Genomic DNA, 21,237 nt, shown 5'->3' with positions numbered 1-21,237 from the left:
GCCTGTAGCGTGTCCGGCAATCCACCCCCTTGCCGGGACACTTGGTGACGCCAGAGGCTTACGGTACAAGCATGAATACCGAAAATGCCAAGGGTCCCGTACGCCAGCTCCGCCTTGTCGTTGAGGCCGAGGACTATGAAGCGGCCCTGTACTTCTACCGCGATGTGCTGGGCCTCGCCGAGCAGGAAGCGTATGAGGGCGAAGGGGACGCGCGCGTCACGATACTTGATGCCGGACGGGCCACCCTGGAGCTGTCCAACCCCGCCCAGGTGAAGCTGATCGACCGTGTGGAAGCTGATGGCCAGCCCAGCGCGAGGCTTCGGGTGGCTTTCGAGGTGGAGGACACGGCGGCCGTAACAGCCGAGCTGGTGGAAGCAGGGGCTGAACTCCTTGCCACGCCGCGGGAAACCCCGTGGCGGTCACTGAACTCCAGGCTCGCAGCGCCCGCAGGCCTTCAGGTGACGCTGTTCGAGGAGCTAGGTCCGGCGGCAGAGGACGGTGGGGGCAACGCCGGCCCCACCGGCCCTTAGGAATACAGCCGGTGCGGCGCCTCCACCAAAGCCCGCACAACGCTGCCCGCAGCCCCCAGAAGGGCACCCGCCTGGCCTACGGCTGACAGGCTGATGCTGCCGGGCAGTACTTTTCCAGGGGCGTAGGTTGCCAGGCTTTCCGAGAGCGCCGGCACGATCCACTCCCCCAGGATGGCAAAGTGGCCTCCCAGCACCACCGAGGAGATGTTGAGCAGCCGCACCGTGGAGGCGACCGCTACGCCGAGGTAGTTGCCGGCACGCGCGACGGCCCTGAGGGCGTCCGCGTCCCGGGCCGCGAGCGCAGCCAACAGTTGCGCCAGGCTGTCGGACCGCGAGGGAGCGGGGATCGGTTGTACGTTTTGTTGCCGGCTCGGGAAAATTCCTGCCGCAAAAAGTATCGCGTCCTGGCCTGCCACCGTCTCCAGGCAGCCTCTGCCGCCACAGGAACAGGCTGCCCCCTCAGGCTGGACCACCACATGGCCCAACTCGCCGGCGTGCCCGTGCGGACCAGTGAACAGCTCAGAATTGATCACCAGCCCGCCACCAACGCCCACTTCCCCGGAGACAAACAGAAAGTCTGCGCCGCCGGCGGGTCGGTAGCGCACTTCCGCCAGGGCTGCAGCGTTGGCCTCGTTGAAAAGTGTGGTGCCCAATGGCACACCGGGAAGCAGGGCCTGCAAGTCCAAGGATTCGTTGTTCCAGCCCAGGTTGGGAGCCGCGATCACCGTCCCGGATTTATCATCAACGAGTCCCGGCACAGCCAGTCCGCCGCCGAGAACGCGGACCCCTCCGGCTTCGGCCGCATCCCGCAGTTCGGCTGCCAGCCGGCCCAAGGCCGCCGCCACAGCCGCAGGAGCGGCGCCGCGGTTATCCTGCTCGCGTGACTCCTGGAACAGGAGGTTGCCCGCCAGGTCCGTTAGTCCCGCGGAAATGTAGTCGACATTGATTTCCATGCCCAGCACGGCGTTGGCCGGATTCAGTTCCAGGCCCACACCGGGGCGTCCACGCTCCCCCTGCGGATTCAGCCCTATTTCCCGGATAATTCCGGCCTCGATCAGGTCCAGTACCAGGCTGGATACGGAGGCCTTGGTGAGCCCTGTGGCAACGGCGATCTGGGCCCGGGTCAGGTGCGTGCCGGCGTCCGCTTGAGCAATGCGGCCCAGGACCAGGGCCAGGTTGGCCCGGCGGACATCACCCATGCTCCCCGGCGTCCCGCGCTCGGCGGAACCGGCAGCCGTCGCAGCACCTGCCATGCCCCCTCCTTCTGCCTGGACGGCACAACCGCCCTCTTAGCTATTGACCTTAGCTCATTCCTGATCATATAGTTCAAGCGATAAACTAACTCACGGTTCTCCTGATCCCCCACATGCAAGGACGCATCATGACTCTTACGCCCTCCCTCGCTGATAAGTTCACCTTCGGCCTCTGGACCGTCGGTTGGACCGGAGCCGATCCTTTCGGCGTTGCAACCCGGAAGCCGCTTGACCCCGTTGAAGCGGTCCACAAGCTCAGCGAACTCGGCGCCTACGGCCTCACATTCCACGACAACGATCTGGTCCCGTTCGACGCCAGTGCCTCGGAGCGCGAACTGATCCTGAAGAACTTCAAGGCAGCACTCTCCGAGACGGGCCTCAAGGTCCCGATGGTGACCACCAATCTCTTCAGCCACCCGGTATTCAAGGACGGCGGCTTCACCTCCAATGACCGCTCGGTCCGGCGCTTCGCCCTGAGCAAGGTACTGCGCAACATCGACGCCGCCGCCGAGTTCGGCGCCGAAACGTTCGTGATGTGGGGCGGCCGTGAAGGCAGCGAGTACGACGGTTCAAAGGACCTGTCTGCGGCCCTGGACCGCATGAAGGAAGGCGTGGACACCGCCGCTGCCTACATCAAGGACAAGGGCTACAATCTCCGCATTGCCCTGGAGCCCAAGCCCAACGAGCCCCGCGGCGACATCTTCCTGCCCACTGTCGGCCACGGCCTGGCGTTCATTGCTGAACTGGAACACGGCGACATTGTGGGGCTGAACCCGGAGACGGGCCACGAACAGATGGCTGGCCTGAACTTCACCCACGGGATCGCGCAGGCCCTCTGGGCCGGCAAGCTCTTCCATATCGACCTCAACGGACAGCGCGGCATCAAATACGATCAGGACCTCGTGTTCGGCCACGGTGACCTCACCAGCGCTTTCTTCACCGTGGACCTGCTCGAAAACGGCTTCCCCAACGGCGGGCCCAGGTACGACGGACCGCGCCACTTCGACTACAAGCCGTCCCGCACCGACGGCTATGACGGCGTCTGGGAATCCGCGAAGTCCAACATGTCCATGTACCTCCTCCTCAAGGAACGGGCCCTCGCCTTCCGCGCAGACCCGCAGGTGCAGGAAGCACTGGCGGCCTCCGGAGTATTCGAACTGGGCCAGCCGACACTTTCCGCCGGCGAATCCGCCGCAGACCTCCTGGCGGACGCCGCGGCATTCGAGACGTTCGACGCCGATGCCGCCGCCGAGCGCTCCTTCGCCTTTGTGCGGCTCAACCAGCTGGCCATCGAACACCTGCTCAACGCCCGCTGACCATGGGAATCGTTGCCGGCATCGACAGCTCCACCCAGTCCTGCAAGGTGGTGATCCGCGATGCAGCCACCGGTGAGCTCCTCCGCCAGGGACGCACCGGCCATCCCGAGGGCACCGAAGTGCACCCCGACCATTGGTGGAACGCCCTCCAGGAAGCGATCGCCCAGGCCGGTGGCCTCAGCGACGTCAGTGCAGTCTCCGTGGGCGGGCAGCAGCACGGCATGGTCTGCCTGGACGCTGACGGGGAGGTGATCCGCCCGGCCCTGCTCTGGAACGACAACCGGAGCGCCCCAGCCGCGCTGGACCTGGTCCGGGAAGCAGGCGGCGGCGATCCTCGCCAGGGGGCCCGCTACTGGGCCGGTGCCACGGGAACGGTCCCGGTGGCGTCGCTGACCATCACCAAGCTGCGCTGGCTTGCCGAAAACGAACCGGACAATGCAGCCCGCGTTGCAGCCGTTTGCCTTCCTCACGACTGGCTGTCCTGGCGGCTGGCAGGGTTCGGCCCGGGCAGCGGTGAGGCAGGCCTGGCGGCCCTCCGGACCGACCGCTCCGACGCATCGGGCACCGGCTACTTCGCTGCATCCACCGGCCAGTACCTTCCTGATGCACTGGAAAAGTCCCTGGGCCACGTCCCCCGGCTTCCCGCCGTCGTCGGCCCCCTGGACACTTCGGGAAAGACCCCGGAAGGGGCGGTCATCGGCCCGGGCGCGGGGGACAACGCCGCCGCCGCCCTCGGGGTCGGCGCGGGGGTGGGCGACGTGGTGATGTCGCTGGGCACGTCCGGCACCGTTTTTGCGGTCTCGGCCACGCCGGCAGCCGACGAGTCCGGGCTGGTGGCAGGATTCGCCGACGCCACGGGCAACTTCCTGCCGCTCGCCTGCACCCTGAACGCAACACGGGTCTTCGATGCCACCGCAGCACTGCTGGATGTCAGCCTGGCGGAATTCAACGAACTGGCACTGGCGGCCGCTCCGGGAGCCGGCGGACTGACGCTCGTCCCCTACTTCGACGGCGAACGTACCCCGAACCTTCCCGAGGCCGCCGGCTCCCTGCACGGCATCACCCGCTCCAACTACACCCCCGCAAACCTGGCGCGCGCCGCCGTCGAGGGCGTGGTCTGTTCCCTCGCTGACGGCCTGGCCGCCCTGCAGGCACAGGGTGTGGATGCCCGCCGGGTCATCCTGGTGGGCGGCGGCGCGCAGTCGGCAGCGGTCCAGCAGGCCGCCAGCCGGTTGCTGGGCCTGCCCGCGTTTGTTCCGACGCCCGGCGAATACGTGGCCGACGGCGCAGCCCGCCAGGCAGCCGCGGTGCTGGCCCGCGCCTTCCCGGACTGGCCCCGCAGCGGCGTTGAGCTGCCGGTGGAAACGTCCGACGGCGGCATCCTGGCCAGATACCGGAGGCACGCTGCCGCCTATCTCGCATAGTTCCTGCCGGGAACACAAAAGGACCTGCACCGTGAACGGTGCAGGTCCTTTTGCTGGTGGGGCGCAGGCTCCTGCCGTGACGTTAGCAGGAGCCCGCGGTCTGAATCAGGTCAGACGTAAGGAAGCACAAGCTCCGCATACCGCTCCTTGACCGTGGCCAGGACGGTGTTGCCGTCCGTGTCCCAGATCTCCTGATTGAAGATTTCAACCTCGATGTCGCCGGAGTAGCCTGCCTCGCGCACCCAGCTTCCGATGGTGGCGAAGTCCACAACGCCGTCGCCCATGTAACCGCGCGACAGCAGCGGATCGGCGGCAATGGGCATGTTGAAGTCGCACACCTGGTAGGAGGCGATCCGGCCCTCCCGGCCGGCCCGCGCGATCTGGGCCTTGAGCTCCGGGTCCCACCAGACGTGGAAGGTATCGACGGCGACCCCCACTGTGGAGGCGTCGAAGGGTGCCGCAAGGTCCAGCGCCTGCCCCAACGTGGAGATGAGCGCACGGTCCGCGGCGTACATCGGGTGCAGCGGTTCCAATACCAAGCGGACACCGTTCTCGTGGGCAAAAGGCGCCAGATCGGCGAGGCGGTCGGCGACGCGCCGGCGCGCGGCCACCACGTCCTTTTCCCCCGGCGCCAGGCCGCCGACCACCAGGAACAGTTCCTTGGTGTCCAGGGCCACGGCCTCCAGGATGGCTGCCCGGTTGTCGGCCAGCGCGGCGGCCTGCCCCTCGGCATCGGCAGCGGTCAGGAAGCCGCCACGGCACAGGGACGAGACCCGGAGACCCGCGTCTTTGATCAGGCGTGCCGCTTTGTCCAGGCCGGCTTCTTCAACGCGGTCACGCCAAGGCCCGATCGATGGAATACCGGCGTTGACGCAACCGTCAACAACCTGGGCGAGGGTCCATTTTTTCGTGGTGGCGCTGTTGATCGCGAGGCGGGAGAAGTCGCTCATACTCCCACTCCGTTGATGCGCAGGTAGTCGGACATCCGGAATGCGGCCAGTGCCGGGTCCTTCAGCAGCCCCGCCTGGTCGGCGAGTTCGAACGTCCTGGCCAGGTGGCATACGGACCGGCCGGAGTGCAGGCCGCCCACCATTTGGAAGCCAGGCTGCTTGCCGTTGAGCCAGGACATGAAGGCGATCCCGGTCTTGTAGTAGAACGTGGGTGCGCTGAAGATGTGCTTGCCCAGTTCCCGCGTGGAGTCCAGGATTTCGCGCGCCTTGACGCCGTTGCCGGCGTCGTAGTGCTGCAGCGCGACGGAAGCAGCCGGGTAGATGGCCGCGAAGATCCCCAGCAGGGCATCCGAGTGGTGGCCTCCGTCGCCGTCGATCAGTTCGGGGTAGTTGAAATCGTCCCCGGTGTAGAGGCGGACGCCTTCGGGCAGGACTGCGCGGAGGGATACCTCGTGGCTGGCGTCGAGCAGGGAAACCTTGACGCCGTCAACCTTGTCCGCGTTGTCGCGGATCAGGGAGAGGAACGTTTCGGTCGCCTGTGCCACATCATCTGACCCCCAGTAGCCGGCCAGGGCGGGATCGAACATCGTTCCAAGCCAGTGCAGGATGACAGGCTGGTCCACTTCCTGGAGCAGGGTGGAGTACACCTTGAGGTAATCGTCCGGTCCGCCGGCAACCTTCGCCAGGGCGCGGGAGGCCATCAGGATGACCTTTGGTCCGGCTTCGGACACGACGGCGATCTGCTCGCGGTAGGCATCGAGTACGGCAGCAAGTCCGGCCTCTCCGGCGGGCAGGGCAGCAATGTCGAGCTGGTCCGTGCCGGCACCACAGGCGACGAGGTCCCGCACCGTCTTGCCGGCGGTTGCGGCGTTACCGGAGGAGGCCACCGAGGCTGCCTCCACACCGGTGCGCTTGATGAGCTGCTGGGTGGCTGCCCAGTCAAGTCCCATTCCGCGCTGGGCCGTGTCCATGGCATCGGCGACGCCGAGGCCATAGGACCAGAGTTCGTGGCGGTATGCCATGGTGGCGTCCCAGTCGAGGCTGGCGGGAGCGCCGGGTGTGTTGTCGCCCAGGACCTCGGGGATCACGTGCGCGGCGGCGTAGGCTCGGCGGGCGGTGAGCGGGGCAGTGGGACGCGCCCACGATGTGCCGCCCTGGAGGCGGTACTCGCGGGTGCCGCCGTCGCTGGAGGGAAGGATCAGGGAAGTCATCAGAGCGTGATCTCCGGGATGTCGATGGTGCGCCGTTCGTCGTTGGACTGCAGGCCCAGTTCAGCAAGCTGGACGCCGCGGGCAGCGGACAGCAGGCCGAAGCGGTGCTCGCGGCCGGCGACGACGTCGCGGAGGAACTCCTCCCACTGCAGCTTGAAGCCGTTGTCCAGCTCCGCGTTGGCCGGGACTTCCTGCCACTGGCTGCGGAAGGACTCGGTGACGGGCAGGTCCGGGTTCCAGACCGGCTTGGGGGTGTGTGCGCGCTGCTGGGCAACGCACTTGTTCAGGCCGGCCACGGCGGAACCGTGGGTGCCGTCGATCTGGAACTCGACCAGTTCGTCGCGGTAGACCCGGACGGCCCAGGAGGAGTTGATCTGGCCGATGACGGGCTCGCCGTCCGGGGTCTCGAGCTCGAAGATGCCGTACGAGGCGTCGTCGGCCGTTGCCTTGTATTCCTTGCCTGCTTCGTCCCAGCGCGCGGGGATGTGGGTGGCCGTCTTGGCATTGACGCTCTTGACCTTGCCGATGATGCCTTCAAGGACGTAGTTCCAGTGGCAGAACATGTCCGTGGTCATTCCGCCGCCGTCTTCCTTGCGGTAGTTCCAGGACGGGCGCTGGGCCGCCTGGACGTCGCCTTCGAAGACCCAGTAGCCGAATTCGCCACGGATGGAGAGGATACGGCCGAAGAAGCCTTCGTCCACGAGGCGGCGCAGCTTGACCAGGCCGGGCAGGTACAGCTTGTCGTGCACAACGCCTGCTGTGACGCCGGCTTCCTTGCCGATCCGGGCCAGTTCAATAGCCTCTTCGAGGGTCTCAGCCGTGGGCTTCTCGGTGAAAATATGCTTGCCGGCCAGCATTGCTTTCTTCAGCGTGGCGGCACGGAGGCTCGTCATCGAGGCATCAAAGATGATGTCAACGGTGGGGTCGTTGATGACGGAGTCGAGGTCCGTGGTCCACTCGGACACCTTGTGCAGTTCGGCGAGTTCGCGGATTTTGGCTTCGTTGCGGCCTACCAGGATGGGTTCGACCTGGACGCGGGTACCGTCCTCCAGGGTGAAGCCGCCGGCATCACGGATGGGAAGGATGGAACGCAGCAGGTGCTGGCGGTAACCCATCCGGCCGGTGATGCCATTCATGGCGATACGGATCGTCTTAGTTTCGAAGCCCATGTGTCCTCCACGGTGAGTGAGCAGTGTTACTCAAGCTGATTTGGGAAAGCGCATTCCCACTGCAACCATGATGCACCACCCGATCGTCACTTGGCAAGCGCTTTCCCCAAGCAGTCTCAAACTGCCATACTGAATCCAGCGTGACCAGCGCCGAACGACGACAACAACAGGAGATGCCGTGGCTGCAAGCACCCTTACCGAGGTGGCCCGGCTGGCCGGTGTCTCGCCGGCCACAGCTTCACGCGTCCTGAACGGGTCAGCCCGCACGCCCGGCAAGGACATTGCGGACCGGGTGCGCCAGGCTGCAGAATCCCTCGGCTACATTCCCAACGCGCAGGCCCAGGGACTGGCCAAATCCAGTTCCGGACTCATCGGGCTGATCGTGCATGACATTGCCGATCCCTACTTCTCCGCGATCGCCCGCGGCGTTCAGGAAGCCGCCCGTGAACAGCGCAAGATGGTGCTGCTGGCCAGTACTGAAGGGGCCCCGGAAAGTGAGAAGGAGGCCGTGGCGGCCTTCGCCGCCCGGCGGGCTGATTCGATCGTGATTGCCGGCTCCAGGATGGCCCGTCCCGAAGACCAGGAAGGCAACGCCGAACTCGCCGCCGAACTGGACCGCTACTGCCGCAACGGCGGTCAGGTCGCAGTTGTTGGTCACGCGGTAGTTGGCGCCAGCGCTGAAGAGGGTTACCACGTGGTTCAGGTACCTAATGAAGAACTGGCCGCGGAGCTCGCTGCCGAACTTGCCGCCATCAGCGCCGGCGGCTTTGTCATTATTGGCGGTCCGGAGGGTCTGCTCACCTCCGATGACCGGATCCGGGGTTTCCAGCAGGGGTTGAAGGCGGCCGGCCGGCCGGCAGCGGAGGTTTTGAGGACTGCCTTTAATCGGTCCGGCGGCTTCGACGCCGGGCTCACGCTTGCCGCGCGCATCAAAGCGGTCAAATCAGCGGTCACCACCGCAGCGGAAGGCGATTCGCCCCCGGCCGCCCCGGCTGAAGGCCCGGCGGCGCCGCTGTGTATTTTCGCTGTCAATGACGTGATGGCGATCGGAGCCGCAGCCGCCCTGCGATCCCAGGCACTGCGGATCCCCCGCGACGCCGCCGTGGCAGGTTTTGACGACATCGAGACCCTCAGGGATTTCCGCCCGGCCCTTTCCACCGTCCATCTTCCGCTGGAGGAAATCGGCCGGCAGGCAGCCCGCCGCGCAGCGGGCAAGGACGGCAACGCTGCCTCATTGGCTCCTGTCACCGGCCAGGTCACCCTGCGTCGCAGCACCGAGACAGTCGCCTGAGGATGCGCCCCGGCTCATTCACAGCGGTCCCTGCCCGCGGTCGCCACACCGGACCCCGGCCTGCAGTACTGGTCCTCCCCGGCGGAGGGTATGCACGCCAGGCCGACCACGAAGCGGAACCTGTGGCCGGCTGGCTCGCCGGCCTGGGTATCCACGCGTACGTTCTGCGGTACCGGGTCGCTCCACACCGGCACCCGGCCCCGCTCGAGGATGCAAAGGAAGCCATGTTGCGCATCCGCGAAGGTGCCCTTGGGCTCGACGTGGACGGTTCGCGGGTGGGGGTTTTGGGCTTCTCTGCGGGAGGCCACCTGGCCGCAACCCTGTCGACGGCGGCTGCCACCGGGAGTGGCATCCTGGATGTCCGGGCAGCGGTCCCGGATCTGACAGTCCTGTGCTACCCCGTGGTGTCCTGCCTGGCTGAGCCCCATCAGGGGTCAGTGGACAACCTGCTCGGAGTGTCGCCGTCGGACGATCTGCTGCGCGGGATGTCCGCCGAACTCCATGTCACCGCCACCACCCCGCCTGCCTATATCTGGCACACGGCCGACGACGAAGCGGTGCCTGTCCATCACAGCCTCGCCTATGCCGCGTCACTGGCCCGCGCCGGAGTGCCGGCCGAACTCCATGTGTTCCCGCACGGACGCCATGGCATTGGCCTTGCCGCGGACGTTCCCGGGCCGGACCAGTGGACAGCCCTGTGCGCGGCCTGGCTCGACCGAATGGGGTGGGTTCAGGAGCCCGCCGCAGGCAGCGCCGTCAGCCCTTAGAGTTTTCCCATGCCGGAGAACAAACTGCCCGCCGCGGAAGCGCCCAACGCTGACGTGCTGGACGCAGTCCGGGCTGAACTGTTGGCACGGGCGGACCCGGTGCGTGCGTCCGGTGTCCAGGCGTATATGAAGTCCAGCCTGCCCTCCCGCGGCGTCAGGGTGCCGGAAGTGAGGCAACTGGTCCTCGCCGCTGCCGCTGCCCATCCGTTCACGTCCGCCGGCCAGCTCCGCTCCACGGTGCTCGAACTCTGGCGTACAGCCTCAGCCAGGGAGGAGCGGTACGCGGCGATCGACCTCACAGGGCTTCGAATGGTGGCCGGTGATCCCCTGATGCTCCCCGTCTACGAAGAAATCATCCGTACCGGAGCCTGGTGGGATTTCGTGGACGGCGTAACGCACCGCCTGTGCGGGCTGCTGGAGTCCCACCGTCCCCTGATGACCGCGGTATTGCTCGACTGGAGCAGGGACGCGGATTTCTGGATCCGGCGGGCCTCGATCACATCTCAGCTGAAGGCCAAAACCCGCACCGACAGGGACCTGTTACGGGCTGTCATCGAACCAAACCTGGCCGACCCGGAGTTCTTCATCCGGAAGGCGGTCGGCTGGGCCTTACGCGAATACGCCAAAACCGATCCCGAGTGGGTCCGCGGCTTCGTCGCAGAGCTCGGCACGCGGCTGAGTCCGCTGTCCAGGAAGGAAGCACTCCGGAACCTGCCGGATTCTCCTGCCCTCTCCATGGAAGGCTGACTGGACGCCTCGAATGCCCGCGTCAGCGCAATGTCCCGGACCTCGGGCGCGGGGGCCGGGCCGGGGCGGGCCAGGCCTCGAGCCGGTTGGCGGCGCGGGCCCCGGCCAGCGCCAATATCACCCCGCCGAAGGCAGCCACTATGAGCCCGTACACCAGGGCCATCGGCGGTGGTCCCGACACCGTGTGCAGGAGCAGGGTACCCGGAACCAATCCCAGGTAACCTGCCACACCGGCGCCCAGTGCCCACGGCCAAATCCTAGCCATCACGCGGATAAACCCGCCCGGCGTCCGCGAAGGAACCACCAGTCCCGATGCCCCGACGCCGAGGATCACACCCAGCGACGGCGGTCCGAACCCACCGCCCACTGCCAGCAGCAGCAGCGAAAGCCCGATCAGCACCATGGATCCGCGCCGGCGCTGGACCCCGGTGACCGCGCAGACTGCGAACACGGCGGAGACCACTATTGTGAGGACTCCGGAAACCAACAGGTTGGGGATCAGGGTCATCGCGGGCTCGCCGCCCATGGTCTCGAACGCCTCGTGCCCGGGCCAGGAACGGATCATCACGCCATCGGGCGCCACCGGCCCCTGGAGTATCTCTCCCAGCCCATGTTCCATGCCGGCCAAGGACGCCAGCAGTCCGAAGACGCCCACCACGGTCCGCACGGCCCTTCCGGTCCCCATCTGCTGTGAACTGCCCATCAGGCACCTCCTCATGAACCGGGATGCTTCGACTCTAGGCCCGGCACAGTGCCTGCAGAAGAGTCGAAAGCCCCGTCAGAAAGGAAGGGAGTGCTGATCTGCTGAAACCATCCGCCGGCGCGCTAAAGAACGGGGCGTTCGACGACGGGGTCGTGGGTCTTGCGGAACAGGCTGCGGGTGCGCGGATCCCAGAAAATGAGATACAGGCCAAACAACAGGCCTGTCACCGCTGCAGCGACCCGGGCCAGGACGAGGGCGAGGCCCAGGTCCTCGGTCTGGAGGTAAGGGAAAACCTCCAACTGGTCCGAAATGGCGTAGATCATGAAGAACGAGACGATGAAGTACAACGCCTTGACCTGCCAGTCGTTGCGGATGCCGGTCACCGCAAACAAGGGGATGAGCCAGACCACGTACCAGGACTGGATCATGGGCGCCAGGACCACCACAGCCGCAAAAGCCAGCGTCAGCCGGCGCATCAGGCGGTCGTGGTCACCCTTGAAGATCTGAAAGGCGACGATCCCCACGGCGAGCAGCTTCCCGGCGTCGAACACCCAGCCCGCCAGGGTCCAGCCATCAAGGCCGAATGCGTTCGAGATGGTGGCAACCACCAACCCCACGAGCCCCACCGGCGCGTACCAGATGAAGATGCTGCCGGGGGCGGACAACCCGTTGATCCAGCCGAAGCCGAAGCCGTTGACCAGGCTCAGGCCATAGAGAATAGCCAGGCTCAGTCCTGCCGTGAGGGTCCAGAAAACCAACTTCCTGGACCAGCCGGCGTTCTTCCCCGCCCAGAGGAGTCCGATGAACGGCAGGAAGACGATGGTGATGGGCTTAACCGCAATGGACAGGGTCACCAGGAAGATGCCCAGCACCGGGCGCCGGGTGGCGGAGTAGTACAGCCCCGCGAGGGCCAGGCCGATCATCAGGGCATCGTTGTGGACACTGGCAATGAAGTTCGTCAGGAACAAGGGGTTGGCCGCGGTGAGCCACAGGGCCCGGTGCGGATTGACGCCGTGGAGTTCGGCGAGCTTTGGCACGTAAATGACGCAAAGCACCACACCGGCAAGGGCAACCAGCCTGAACAGCATCACGCTGGCCTCGGGGTGGACGTTGGTGGACCAGACCACGAACTGCTCTATCCACAGGAACAGCTGGCCGTAGGGCACGGGAGCTTCGGTCCACATTTTGTCAGCGCCGAGCTGGAAGTAGTTCGAAAGCGCAGAGATGCCGTTCTCGTAAGGATTAAACCCTTCCACCATCAGCCTGCCCTGGCCGATATAGGCGTAGACATCACGGCTGAACAGGGGGACGGTAAACATCATCGGCAGGCCCCAGGCGGCCACGGCCTGAAGGCTAGCTGTGCGTGCCTGGGGTCCCCAGACGCGGACCCGCTGGCCCAGCCGCAGCCATGACCGGACCAGGAGCATTCCGCCGACGGCAAGCAGCACGATGGCCAGGGCAACCCCCACGGCCTCGGTGCGCATCCAGATGAAGACCGGCATACGGCGGAGTTCAGAGACCGGCGCCAACCAGCCGACGCCCAGCGACCCGATCATCATCAGGACCGAGCCCAGGAACCCGGCAAGGATCGGGGATCTGGCGTTGTCCACTTCCGCTGCAGCGGACCCGGGGATCACAGTGGCGGCCCTCTCCCCCGTTGCAGGCACAGGCGCCGTCATCTCAGGATCGTCCATTCTCTTCGCAGTCAGCGCTTCGGCCCCGGCGGGCGCGTGTGCGGCCCGGCCTCGAAGGCACAGCACAGCGGCCACGTCCACGCCCCTCTGTACCCGAAATCCTAGCATCGGACGGTTGTGCCGGGGCGTAACGGTAGGCTGGTCCGGTGCCTATATCTAACGAACGCATCGTCTGGATCGACTGCGAAATGACCGGCCTGGACATCAAGACCGACGCCCTGATCGAGGTCGCTGCCCTGGTGACGGACTCCGAGCTGAACATCCTCGGCGACGGGGTGGATGTGGTGATCAAGCCCGAGGACGCCGCCCTGGCCCAGATGAACGACTTCGTCCGGGACATGCACACCCGGTCCGGCCTCCTCAAGGAACTCCCGCACGGAAAGACCATGGCCGAAGCCGAGGCCGCGGTGATGGAGTACATCGAAAAGTGGGTACCGGACCCGCGCAAGGCACCGCTGGGCGGCAACTCCGTGGGGACCGACCGCGTGTTCCTCTCCCGCGACATGCCGGCTGTTGTGGAGCACCTGCACTACCGTGTGATCGATGTGAGCACCATCAAGGAACTGTCCCGGCGCTGGTTTGCGCGGGCATACTTCCAGTCTCCGGCCAAGAAGGGCGGTCACCGCGCCCTGGGCGACATCCAGGACTCCATTGATGAACTCCGCTACTACCGCGAGGCGGTTTTTGTCCCCGCCCCGGGACCGGACAGCGTCACGGCCCGGGACATCGCCAAGCGCATCACCGGCGGGACGGCCGATCCGGAACAGTAATCTCCGCCACGTTTTAGGGAAATTTTGGCGAAAAGCCTAAAAGTGGCGCAAGCAGCCTCCAAGAGCAGGTAAGCTATTTGAGTTGCCTTTCCAGAGGACCGGATCACCCGGGAATCTTCGAGGCACGTGGTGGGCTTAGCTCAGTTGGCAGAGCGCCTGGTTGTGGTCCAGGAGGTCGCGGGTTCAACCCCCGTAGCTCACCCTTGTAGGACGGCACCATCAGCCGTTTGTTAGGAGGCCGCATCGGATATCCGGTGCGGCCTCCATTTTTTTGCACAAAAGCCGGCGTCACGCCGCACGCACGAAGGGCCGCCTGACATGACAGTTCTGCCGATCACCATCTGGGGCGAACCGGTGCTGCACCGCCGCGCCGCCGAGGTGGAGGTGTTCGACGACGAACTACGCACCCTGATCGCGGATATGTTTGAAACCAATGACGCCGCTAATGGCGTTGGCCTGGCGGCTCCCCAGGTAGGGGTGGGCAAGCGCATCTTCGTCTACAAATACGCCAACGACGACGGCGCCCCGCCCGTCGGTGTCCTGGTAAACCCTGTCCTGACGCTGTCCAAGGTCTCCGGCGCCCTGCCGGACCCTGATGAAGAGGAAGAAGGCTGCCTCTCGTTCCCCGGCGGCCAGTACCCGCTCAAACGCGCGGAGTGGGCCCGGGTGCAGGGCTTTGACGGCAACGGAAAGCCCGTTGAATTCGAAGCGACCGGATGGTTTGCCCGGGTGATCCAGCACGAGTACGACCACCTGGACGGTAAGCTTTACGTCAACCGTCTGCTGGACCGCTACGCCAGGAAAGCAATGAAACAGGCCAAAAAGAGCGGGTGGGGAGTTCCGGGGCTTACCTGGATGCCGGGTGTGGATCCGGACCCGTTCGGCCATTAACCTGCCATGATGGTGGCCTGGTCCGGGCAGGAGTCAAGGACCCGCTTCATCGCATCCTTTTCCGGCTGCGTGACCCATAGCGAGTAAGAGGCTTTGACCGAGATCTGCCGGGCAACATAGTGGCAGCGGAAGTTCTTGTTCTTGGGCAGCCAGGTAGCGGCGTCCCCCGCGCTCTTCTGCTGGTTGGCGGGACCGTCCGCGGCTATCAGGTTCAGGGGGTCATTGGCGAAGCTTTGGCGTTGTTTGGACGTCAGCCCCTGGGCGCCCTTCTGCCACGCGTCACCGAGGGCAACCACGTGGTCGATCTGGATTTCCTTGCTGCTTTCAGATCCGCGGCGGAACTCCACCGCCTGCCCGATGTAGGGCTCGTGGATGGCGCCGGAAGCTACACGGCATGTGGAGCCTTCCGTGAATACCACGGCAGTGAGGTCGCGGCGCAGGATGTCGTTGCGGGTATCGCAGCCATTCCGGTCCACGTCCAGCCAGGCCTGCCCGAAGGCCTCCCGCTGGTAATTGTCCTTCGGTGCACGCCCCTTGACGGCAAGCCCCTCAAGGGCAGCCAGCGCACTCCCCTGCGGTACAGGCTTGACCGGCACCACCGGCTTCATGAAGGTCCCGTCAAAGACGGGCACCTCCGAGGGTCCGGCGACGGCCGGTTCGGCAGCTGCGAACTGTCCTGCAGTGAAAAACCAAACGCCCGACGCCACCAGGGACACGGCCAGCAGCACCAGTACTGCCCACGCCTGCCTGGAGCGCCGGCGGGCACGGCGGTACGCACCCCAACTCACAGTCATGGGCTACCGGCCCTTCGGGAAAGATCATGCACCAGAAGAGCCTAGGTCACCCCACTGACATCCGGACGGATATCCACAGTGGGGAGGAACAGTGGGACGGGTCTACTGCTCCCGGGCTACCCGCCGGAGATCTTCCTCGGCAAGCTTGAGGAGGGATTCCAGTTGGCGTACCCTGTCCTCGCCGACGTCCCCGGCGCTCCTCGCAGCACGTGCCTGCTCCAGGAGCCGCACGGCTTCCTTGTGGTTGGCTTTTGCGACGTCAAGGGCGTGTTCGAGGGTGGTCTCATGCTGCAGGGTTGAGTCATTTTCCATGCCACCAGTGTGGTCCCGATTCCCGGCTGATTCCAGCGAATCAGCCGGGAATATCCAGGCAGCCTGGCAGGCGCGCCGGATCAGACGGCGATTGCGGCCAGGGCAGCGGCAGACTCTTTGGCAGGGAATGAGGGCGGGTTGACCCCGGCCATCTCCTCCATGACCCGGACCACCTGGCAGCTGTAGCCGAACTCGTTGTCATACCAGACGTAGAGAATGACGTTCTTGTCGTTCGAGATCGTGGCGAGGCCGTCCACGATGCCGGCACGGCGTGAGCCGACGAAGTCAGTTGAGACAACCTCGGGCGAATCGATGTAATCGATCTGCTTGCGCAGGTCCGAATGCAGGGACATCTGGCGCAGGTAGTCGTTCACCTCGTCCTTGGTGGTGCCGTTTTCCAGGCTGAGGTTCAGGATGGCCAGCGAGACGTCCGGGGTGGGGACGCGGATTGAGCTGCCCGAAAGCTTGCCCTGGAGTTCGGGCAGTGCCTTCGCTACGGCAGTGGCCGCTCCTGTTTCGGTGATGACCATGTTCAGTGCCGCGGAGCGGCCGCGGCGGTCGCCCTTGTGGAAGTTGTCGATCAGGTTCTGGTCGTTCGTAAAGGAGTGGACCGTCTCAACGTGACCGTGGATCACACCGAATTTGTCGTTGATGGCCTTCAGGACCGGGGTGATGGCGTTGGTGGTGCAGGAGGCAGCGGAGACGATCTGGTCCGTATCCTCGATGCTGCCGTGGTTGATGCCGTGCACAATGTTCTTCAGCGCGCCCTTGCCCGGCGCCGTGAGGAGAACGCGGGCAACACCCTTGCTCTGCAGGTGCTGGGACAGGCCCTCGGCGTCGCGCCAGCGGCCGGTGTTGTCCACCACCAGTGCGTTGTGGATGCCGTAGGCGGTGTAGTCGATCGTTGCGGGGTTGTCCGAGTAGATGACCTGCACCTGGACACCGTTGGCGGTGATCGTGTTGGCTTCTTCGTCAACGCGGATGGTGCCTTCGAAGGAGCCATGGACGGAGTCGCGGCGCAGCAGGCTGGCGCGCTTGGTGAGGTCCTTGTCCGAGCCGCGGCGCACCACGATGGCGCGCAGGCGCAGGCCGTGGCCGCCGCCTGCCTTTTCGATCAGGAGGCGGGCCAGCAGGCGGCCGATCCGGCCAAAGCCGTAGAGGACGACGTCGGTGCTGGTGCGGTCGTCGGCGCCGCGCCGGCCAACAACCTCGGCCAGTTCGGCACGGAGGAATTCCTCAAGGGTGGCGCCGTTGGCTTCGGCCTTGAACTTCTGGTTGAGGCGGGCAATGTCGATCGCAGCAGCGCCGAGTTCCAGGCCGGCCAGGGTGTTCAACAGCGGCGCGGTTTCTTCCAGGAGCAGCTCGTCCTTGCTCATGCGGCGGGCGAAACGGTGCGCCTTCAGGATGTTCATGGTGGACTTGTTGATCAGGCTGCGGCCGTGAATGCTGGTCACCACGTTGTTTTCACGGTACAGCCGGCCGATCACCGGAATCATGGCCTCGGCGAGAGCCTCCCGGCCCATCCACGTATCAAGACAAGAATCTGATGTCTGGCTCACAGAACTACCTTCCTCGGGTCAGCCGCAATACGTCCTCGTATGCGGTTGTCGGCCGCCGGAGGTGCTCCGGGGCGCAAGCGTCATCGGGGATTCGGTCCACCCCGGACGCCGTGGAGAAGCGCAAAGAAAAACCACCGGGTGCGAACGCAGCTCCGGTGGCAGAACTTCTACGTTCAGTCTCCATTCTAGGCTGGCGGCGACCCTTGGAACGCCCCTGCCGGAGTGAAGTCACTCACACACGGCGGGCCCTTAAACGGCGGTCGGGTGTGATGGATGGGTTGACCGATACGCCGGGTTCTGTGCTCCCGTGCCGTTACCAGCGCGGGAGTAGCGGCCATCCATCTACGGACGCCGTTGCCGACGCCCTCCAGCGGCCTACCCGGACACTCGGGCGGGCAGCCCTCAAACGTGTCCTGTCTGGCCTTGCTCCGGGTGGGGTTTACCTAGCCTTCCCGGTCACCCGGGAAGCTGGTGGTCTCTTACACCACCGTTTCACCCTTACCTGCGTCGTGCCGCTTTCAAACCGGCGCGAAGCAGGCGGTCTGTTCTCTGTGGCACTGGCCTGCGGGTTACCCCGAGTGGGCGTTACCCACCACCCTGCCCTGCGGAGCCCGGACGTTCCTCGAGCCACTTGCGTGACGCGCGGCCGCCTGGTCAACCCATCCGCCGTCCAGTCTACCGTCGGAAGGGGGCGCCACCGGCGCCGGTAGGATCGTACGGTGCTGATTCTGCTTCCCCCCTCCGAAGGCAAGACCCCCGCGGTCCGCGGATCCGCCGTCGACTGGCCTTCCCTGAGCTTTCCGGTACTCAACACGTACCGCGCCAAGGTCCTCGAGTCCCTGGGAACGGTGAGCGCCCACGAGGATGCCCTCGCACTGCTGGGCGTCGGCGCATCACTGAAGGACGACGTCGAACGCAATACCCGGCTGCATGCGGAACCGGCGGCTCCTGCCCACCAGATCTATTCAGGCGTTTTGTATGACGCCCTCGGCTACAAAACACTGACGCCGGGACAGCGCCGGAAGGCGGATGAGGCAATATTGGTGATTTCCGCACTCTGGGGCGCCATCCGCTTCGGGGACAGTGTCCCGGCCTACCGGTTGTCGATGGGAACGGCATTGCCCGACGTCGGCCGCCTCGCCTCGTTCTGGAAGCCGCAGCTTTCGGAGGCCCTCGCCGAGGCATCGACCGGACACCTGCTGGTGGACTGCCGCTCCAGCTCCTATTCGGCAGCCTGGGCGCCGCCGCCGGAGCAGACGGTGGCCGTCAACGTTTTCAGCGAGATGGACGGCGTGCGCAAGGTGGTCAGCCATTTTGCCAAGCACACCCGCGGAGAACTGGCGCGGCACCTGCTGGTCCGCCGCGGAAAAGCCCCGCAGACGCCGTCGCAACTGCTGAAGGCCGCCGGCGAAAAGTGGGAGGCTGAACTGGTGGACGGTTCAGCGCGGAAACCGCACGCCCTGAACATCATCCTGCGCGGCCAGGGACCGAGGTCACTCCTGTAGGCTCAGCTGCCTTGCGTGGAAGTCGAAGTGGAGTGTCGGGTAGGCATAAACGTCGTTGACCGTCATCCGGGAAGCGAAAAAGGGATCCCAACGGTCCGGAAACGGCATCGACCGGGCCAGTGACACCGGCGTCTCACGGTCGAGCCGCCGGGCCAGGGACGCGATGGTTATATCCATTTTCCGGCCCATCCGCCGGCGGTTATAGAACGTCGAGGCGGCCCGGGAGCCCCAGTAATTTACGACGTTGAACGGCCCCGTCACGGCGTTCAAAGCCGCGGCGAACCCTTTACCGAACGGCCGGGGCAACCTGCTGATGAGGTGGACGAGGGGCAGGAGTGCGCGGACCACCATGTATCCGAACACCATGTGAAACAGCAGTTCCTCATTGGTCCACTTCGTGCCGTTGCTCCTGCGGCGAAGGTCCTCTGCTGTGGCTTTTTCCAGCCAGGCCTGAAGTTCCCGGCGGGTCCGGCCGTACTCCGCCAGGAGCTGTTCCTTCGTGGGCGTCAGTTCCACTCGGCGGAGCGCACCAGGATGGCGCCCGAGTCCGGGCAGAACACGATGTCATCCTCGGCTGCGGCTTTGATCTCGGCGAGGTCGCCGGGGCTCAGCTTCATCCCGGACGCTTCAGAGGTTCCGTGGAACAGCCGGGCGGCGCCCACTCCCCGTTTGGCCAGGGTCTTGTCGTATACAGCGAGCATCCCGGCGTCCAGTCCGGTGGCGAATTCGGCCCGCTTGCCGCGAACCACAGTGGCTTCCGCTTCAACTTCGGCCAGGGCCTCGTCGAGCTCGGCGCGGATTCCGGCGAAGGAGCCCTGGATCCTGTCCACGATCTCCTGCTGTGCTGCTTGCCTTGCGCGAAGCGAATCAAGCCGGTCCATCACTTCCAGCTCCACGTCCTCAAGGTCCGAGCGGCGCTTGTTGAGCGAGACGAGGTCCTTTTGCAGGGCCACCAGGTCCTTGGACAGCCCGGTTCCACTGTTGAGGCGCGCTTCGTCGCGCGCGATCCTGGAGGCGACCTGTTCGACGTCGGCCTCTGACCGCTTGAGTTCTGTTTCGGCGTCGTGGACGGCCATTTTGGCTGCCCCGAGTTCGCCGTTCGCCACGGACAGGGCGGACTGGAGGTCCTCGATCCGCGGATCGGATTCAAGGGCCCGGCGGCGGTTTGAGAGGGACTTGAGCTTCGCGTCCAGCCCCTGCAGTTCGAGCAACTTCAACTGTTCCGCCGGTGCTGCCTTAGCCAACTGATACCTCCGCTTGATCCCTGCCGGCCGGAGCCGGGCACCCTGCAGGCGCTCTATAGACTCTAGCGCCTGGCCTGCTCCCCTGCCTCGCCTTGGCCTAGCCCGGAGTCAGAATGAAGTCCCACGGATCACTGTTGGTGCTGCTCACCTGAATCTCCACATCGTGCCCCTGATCGGCGAGCACGTTACCCAACGCCGACGCCGCGGCAGGCAACCACAGCCATTCGCTGGCGAAGTGCGAGACGTCAATAAGGTACGGGCGGCCGTTCACCGCAGCTTCGCGCGCCTCCGAGGCGGGATGGTGACGGAGGTCGGCGGTCACGTAGACGTCCGCATTGCTGGCCCGGACCTCGTTGAACAGGGAGTCGCCCGCGCCACCGCAGACCGCAATCCGGCGTACCAGCCCGTCTTTGTCCCCGGAGACCCGCACTCCCCCGGCCACCGACGGCAGGATGCCGAATACCCTCGCCGCGAAATCCCCCAGGCTCATCACCTCCGGCAGGTCACCGACACGCCCGATGCCCTCCTCGGGCAGTCCGTTGGCGGCAACCGTCAGCGGGACAACGCCTTCCAGGCCCAAAGCGTCGGCCAGGACATCCGAAACGCCCCCGACGGCGGAATCACCGTTGGTGTGCACCGTCAGCAATGCGGTCCCGGACTCGATGAGCCGGTGGATGGCCTGCCCCTTCGCGGTGGTGGCGGCCACGGAGGTGACGCCTTTCAGGAGCAGCGGGTGGTGGGTGATCAGCAGCTCGGCGCCCCATTCCACGGCTTCGTCAATCACCTCGAGTGTGGGATCAACGGCGAACATCACGCGCGTGACCGGCGCCGATGGGCGGCCCGCCACGAGTCCCACTTCGTCCCAGTTTTCAGCCAGGGACTCCGGCCAGAGTTCTTCCACGGCCAGCAGGAGCTGTCCCAAGGTGGGCGGTGCCGGCTGCTGCGCTGGCGCCTCGTCCCCGGACGCGGCGTCGTCGGCGAGCTTGTCCGCATCTTTGAGGCCGGTGTCTACAGGTTCCATAGACTCAGTTTTACCCCATCCGGCGTTCCCGCCTGCATGTGGGACGGTCCCATCGGTATCGGGAACACTCCCGTAAAGTGGGCCCG

21 protein-coding genes, 1 tRNA gene and 1 other RNA gene are annotated in these 21,237 nt (G+C 65.6%); 10 read left to right on the top strand and 13 right to left on the bottom strand.

From position 1 onward, the window contains the following. Nucleotides 1-71: 71 nt before the first annotated feature. Nucleotides 72-530, top strand: a complete 459-nt coding sequence (locus AC1MCA_RS18760; protein WP_479799821.1) for a VOC family protein — start codon at nt 72-74, stop codon at nt 528-530. Here the strand turns inward: AC1MCA_RS18760 and AC1MCA_RS18755 are convergent. After that, nucleotides 527-1,783 carry an ROK family protein gene (locus AC1MCA_RS18755; RefSeq protein WP_479799819.1) on the bottom strand — a complete coding sequence of 419 codons (1,257 nt, stop codon included), beginning with the start codon at nt 1,781-1,783 and terminating at the stop codon, nt 527-529. The two genes, AC1MCA_RS18760 and AC1MCA_RS18755, sit on opposite strands and share 4 nt — an antisense overlap. 128 nt (nt 1,784-1,911) lie before the next feature. Here AC1MCA_RS18755 and xylA point away from each other — a divergent pair, with 128 nt between their 5' ends. Both xylA and AC1MCA_RS18745 read left to right on the top strand, forming a co-directional pair. Continuing rightward, on the top strand, nt 1,912-3,099 hold the full coding sequence (gene xylA / locus AC1MCA_RS18750; protein WP_479799817.1) for a xylose isomerase: 1,188 nt from the start codon (nt 1,912-1,914) through the stop codon (nt 3,097-3,099). Nucleotides 3,100-3,101: 2 nt separating this feature from the next. Then, nucleotides 3,102-4,523 (top strand): FGGY family carbohydrate kinase, encoded by a 1,422-nt coding sequence (locus tag AC1MCA_RS18745; protein WP_479799816.1) that lies wholly within the window; start codon nt 3,102-3,104, stop codon nt 4,521-4,523. A gap of 110 nt (nt 4,524-4,633) precedes the next feature. On the opposite strand, the gene AC1MCA_RS18740 is transcribed toward AC1MCA_RS18745, so the two are convergent. From AC1MCA_RS18740 to AC1MCA_RS18730, 3 genes are read right to left on the bottom strand one after another with little or no spacing between them, the layout of a single operon-like run. Next, the gene (locus tag AC1MCA_RS18740) at nt 4,634-5,473 is read right to left on the bottom strand and encodes a sugar phosphate isomerase/epimerase family protein (protein ID WP_479799814.1); all 840 of its coding nucleotides are present in this window, start codon (nt 5,471-5,473) and stop codon (nt 4,634-4,636) included. Continuing rightward, the gene (locus AC1MCA_RS18735) at nt 5,470-6,684 is read right to left on the bottom strand and encodes a dihydrodipicolinate synthase family protein (RefSeq protein WP_479799812.1); all 1,215 of its coding nucleotides are present in this window, start codon (nt 6,682-6,684) and stop codon (nt 5,470-5,472) included. Before AC1MCA_RS18735 ends, AC1MCA_RS18740 begins: the two co-directional genes overlap by 4 nt. Beyond that, nucleotides 6,684-7,853, bottom strand: coding sequence for a Gfo/Idh/MocA family protein (locus AC1MCA_RS18730; protein WP_479799811.1), 1,170 nt, complete (start codon nt 7,851-7,853; stop codon nt 6,684-6,686). The genes AC1MCA_RS18735 and AC1MCA_RS18730 overlap by 1 nt, the downstream gene beginning before the upstream one ends. A 178-nt stretch (nt 7,854-8,031) precedes the next feature. On the opposite strand from AC1MCA_RS18730, the gene AC1MCA_RS18725 reads away from it, so the two are divergent. From AC1MCA_RS18725 to AC1MCA_RS18715, 3 genes are read left to right on the top strand one after another with little or no spacing between them, the layout of a single operon-like run. Then, the gene (locus AC1MCA_RS18725; RefSeq protein ID WP_479799810.1) at nt 8,032-9,144 is read left to right on the top strand and encodes a LacI family DNA-binding transcriptional regulator; all 1,113 of its coding nucleotides are present in this window, start codon (nt 8,032-8,034) and stop codon (nt 9,142-9,144) included. Nucleotides 9,145-9,146: 2 nt separating this feature from the next. Further along, complete coding sequence (locus AC1MCA_RS18720) at nt 9,147-9,911, top strand: alpha/beta hydrolase (protein WP_479799809.1); 765 nt, start codon at nt 9,147-9,149, stop codon at nt 9,909-9,911. 9 nt (nt 9,912-9,920) lie between these two features. Beyond that, the gene (locus AC1MCA_RS18715; RefSeq protein WP_479799807.1) at nt 9,921-10,658 is read left to right on the top strand and encodes a DNA alkylation repair protein; all 738 of its coding nucleotides are present in this window, start codon (nt 9,921-9,923) and stop codon (nt 10,656-10,658) included. Nucleotides 10,659-10,680: 22 nt separating this feature from the next. Here AC1MCA_RS18715 and AC1MCA_RS18710 read toward each other — a convergent pair whose 3' ends face one another. Further along, on the bottom strand, nt 10,681-11,361 hold the full coding sequence (locus AC1MCA_RS18710; protein ID WP_479799805.1) for a hypothetical protein: 681 nt from the start codon (nt 11,359-11,361) through the stop codon (nt 10,681-10,683). 122 nt (nt 11,362-11,483) lie between these two features. Further along, entirely contained in the window at nt 11,484-13,040 is a 1,557-nt protein-coding gene (mptB, locus tag AC1MCA_RS18705) for a polyprenol phosphomannose-dependent alpha 1,6 mannosyltransferase MptB (RefSeq protein ID WP_479799803.1), read from the bottom strand. A 161-nt stretch (nt 13,041-13,201) separates the two neighbouring features. Between mptB and orn the strand changes: the two genes are divergently transcribed. The 3 genes from orn (at nt 13,202) to def (ending at nt 14,716) form a co-directional block, all read left to right on the top strand. Further along, entirely contained in the window at nt 13,202-13,825 is a 624-nt protein-coding gene (orn, locus tag AC1MCA_RS18700; protein ID WP_108600007.1) for an oligoribonuclease, read from the top strand. A 129-nt stretch (nt 13,826-13,954) separates the two neighbouring features. Beyond that, nucleotides 13,955-14,027 (top strand) — tRNA-His (locus tag AC1MCA_RS18695). Between the two features lie 116 nt (nt 14,028-14,143). Beyond that, entirely contained in the window at nt 14,144-14,716 is a 573-nt protein-coding gene (gene def, locus AC1MCA_RS18690; protein WP_108600008.1) for a peptide deformylase, read from the top strand. Here def and AC1MCA_RS18685 read toward each other — a convergent pair. From AC1MCA_RS18685 to rnpB, 4 genes are all read right to left on the bottom strand, one after another. After that, nucleotides 14,713-15,510: an HNH endonuclease family protein gene (locus AC1MCA_RS18685; RefSeq protein ID WP_479799801.1), complete on the bottom strand. Its 798-nt coding sequence runs from the start codon at nt 15,508-15,510 to the stop codon at nt 14,713-14,715. The genes def and AC1MCA_RS18685 overlap by 4 nt on opposite strands. A 102-nt stretch (nt 15,511-15,612) precedes the next feature. Further along, nucleotides 15,613-15,822: a hypothetical protein gene (locus tag AC1MCA_RS18680; RefSeq protein WP_108600010.1), complete on the bottom strand. Its 210-nt coding sequence runs from the start codon at nt 15,820-15,822 to the stop codon at nt 15,613-15,615. Between the two features lie 80 nt (nt 15,823-15,902). Beyond that, nucleotides 15,903-17,381 carry a glyceraldehyde-3-phosphate dehydrogenase gene (locus AC1MCA_RS18675; protein ID WP_479799800.1) on the bottom strand — a complete coding sequence of 493 codons (1,479 nt, stop codon included), beginning with the start codon at nt 17,379-17,381 and terminating at the stop codon, nt 15,903-15,905. 270 nt (nt 17,382-17,651) lie between these two features. After that, nucleotides 17,652-18,043, bottom strand: an RNA gene (gene rnpB, locus AC1MCA_RS18670) — RNase P RNA component class A. Nucleotides 18,044-18,100: 57 nt separating this feature from the next. Between rnpB and AC1MCA_RS18665 the strand changes: the two genes are divergently transcribed. Next, on the top strand, nt 18,101-18,886 hold the full coding sequence (locus AC1MCA_RS18665; RefSeq protein WP_479799799.1) for a YaaA family protein: 786 nt from the start codon (nt 18,101-18,103) through the stop codon (nt 18,884-18,886). Here AC1MCA_RS18665 and AC1MCA_RS18660 read toward each other — a convergent pair. From AC1MCA_RS18660 to AC1MCA_RS18650, 3 genes are all read right to left on the bottom strand, one after another. Then, nucleotides 18,875-19,402: a DinB family protein gene (locus tag AC1MCA_RS18660; RefSeq protein WP_479799798.1), complete on the bottom strand. Its 528-nt coding sequence runs from the start codon at nt 19,400-19,402 to the stop codon at nt 18,875-18,877. The genes AC1MCA_RS18665 and AC1MCA_RS18660 overlap by 12 nt on opposite strands. Then, a complete protein-coding gene (locus AC1MCA_RS18655; protein ID WP_479799797.1) occupies nt 19,393-20,130 on the bottom strand; it encodes a zinc ribbon domain-containing protein in 738 nt (245 codons plus the stop codon). The genes AC1MCA_RS18660 and AC1MCA_RS18655 overlap by 10 nt, the downstream gene beginning before the upstream one ends. Nucleotides 20,131-20,227: 97 nt before the next feature. Continuing rightward, nucleotides 20,228-21,151, bottom strand: a complete 924-nt coding sequence (locus tag AC1MCA_RS18650) for a Nif3-like dinuclear metal center hexameric protein (protein WP_479799796.1) — start codon at nt 21,149-21,151, stop codon at nt 20,228-20,230. Nucleotides 21,152-21,237: the final 86 nt, after the last annotated feature.

The sequence above is a fragment of the Arthrobacter sp. BK1 genome (assembly GCF_056680055.1).
This window is presented reverse-complemented; position numbering and strand designations above follow the sequence as displayed.

Coding starts and splice junctions, on each gene's coding strand:
- AC1MCA_RS18715 (WP_479799807.1), top strand. CDS start 9,921: ATGCCGGAGAACAAACTGCCCGCCGCGGAAGCGCCCAACGCTGACGTG.
- AC1MCA_RS18760 (WP_479799821.1), top strand. CDS start 72: ATGAATACCGAAAATGCCAAGGGTCCCGTACGCCAGCTCCGCCTTGTC.
- AC1MCA_RS18710 (WP_479799805.1), bottom strand. CDS start 11,361: ATGGGCAGTTCACAGCAGATGGGGACCGGAAGGGCCGTGCGGACCGTG.
- AC1MCA_RS18745 (WP_479799816.1), top strand. CDS start 3,102: ATGGGAATCGTTGCCGGCATCGACAGCTCCACCCAGTCCTGCAAGGTG.
- AC1MCA_RS18755 (WP_479799819.1), bottom strand. CDS start 1,783: ATGGCAGGTGCTGCGACGGCTGCCGGTTCCGCCGAGCGCGGGACGCCG.
- AC1MCA_RS18650 (WP_479799796.1), bottom strand. CDS start 21,151: ATGGAACCTGTAGACACCGGCCTCAAAGATGCGGACAAGCTCGCCGAC.
- AC1MCA_RS18735 (WP_479799812.1), bottom strand. CDS start 6,684: ATGACTTCCCTGATCCTTCCCTCCAGCGACGGCGGCACCCGCGAGTAC.
- def (WP_108600008.1), top strand. CDS start 14,144: ATGACAGTTCTGCCGATCACCATCTGGGGCGAACCGGTGCTGCACCGC.
- AC1MCA_RS18680 (WP_108600010.1), bottom strand. CDS start 15,822: ATGGAAAATGACTCAACCCTGCAGCATGAGACCACCCTCGAACACGCC.
- AC1MCA_RS18685 (WP_479799801.1), bottom strand. CDS start 15,510: ATGACTGTGAGTTGGGGTGCGTACCGCCGTGCCCGCCGGCGCTCCAGG.
- AC1MCA_RS18720 (WP_479799809.1), top strand. CDS start 9,147: ATGCGCCCCGGCTCATTCACAGCGGTCCCTGCCCGCGGTCGCCACACC.
- mptB (WP_479799803.1), bottom strand. CDS start 13,040: ATGACGGCGCCTGTGCCTGCAACGGGGGAGAGGGCCGCCACTGTGATC.
- AC1MCA_RS18740 (WP_479799814.1), bottom strand. CDS start 5,473: ATGAGCGACTTCTCCCGCCTCGCGATCAACAGCGCCACCACGAAAAAA.
- AC1MCA_RS18730 (WP_479799811.1), bottom strand. CDS start 7,853: ATGGGCTTCGAAACTAAGACGATCCGTATCGCCATGAATGGCATCACC.
- xylA (WP_479799817.1), top strand. CDS start 1,912: ATGACTCTTACGCCCTCCCTCGCTGATAAGTTCACCTTCGGCCTCTGG.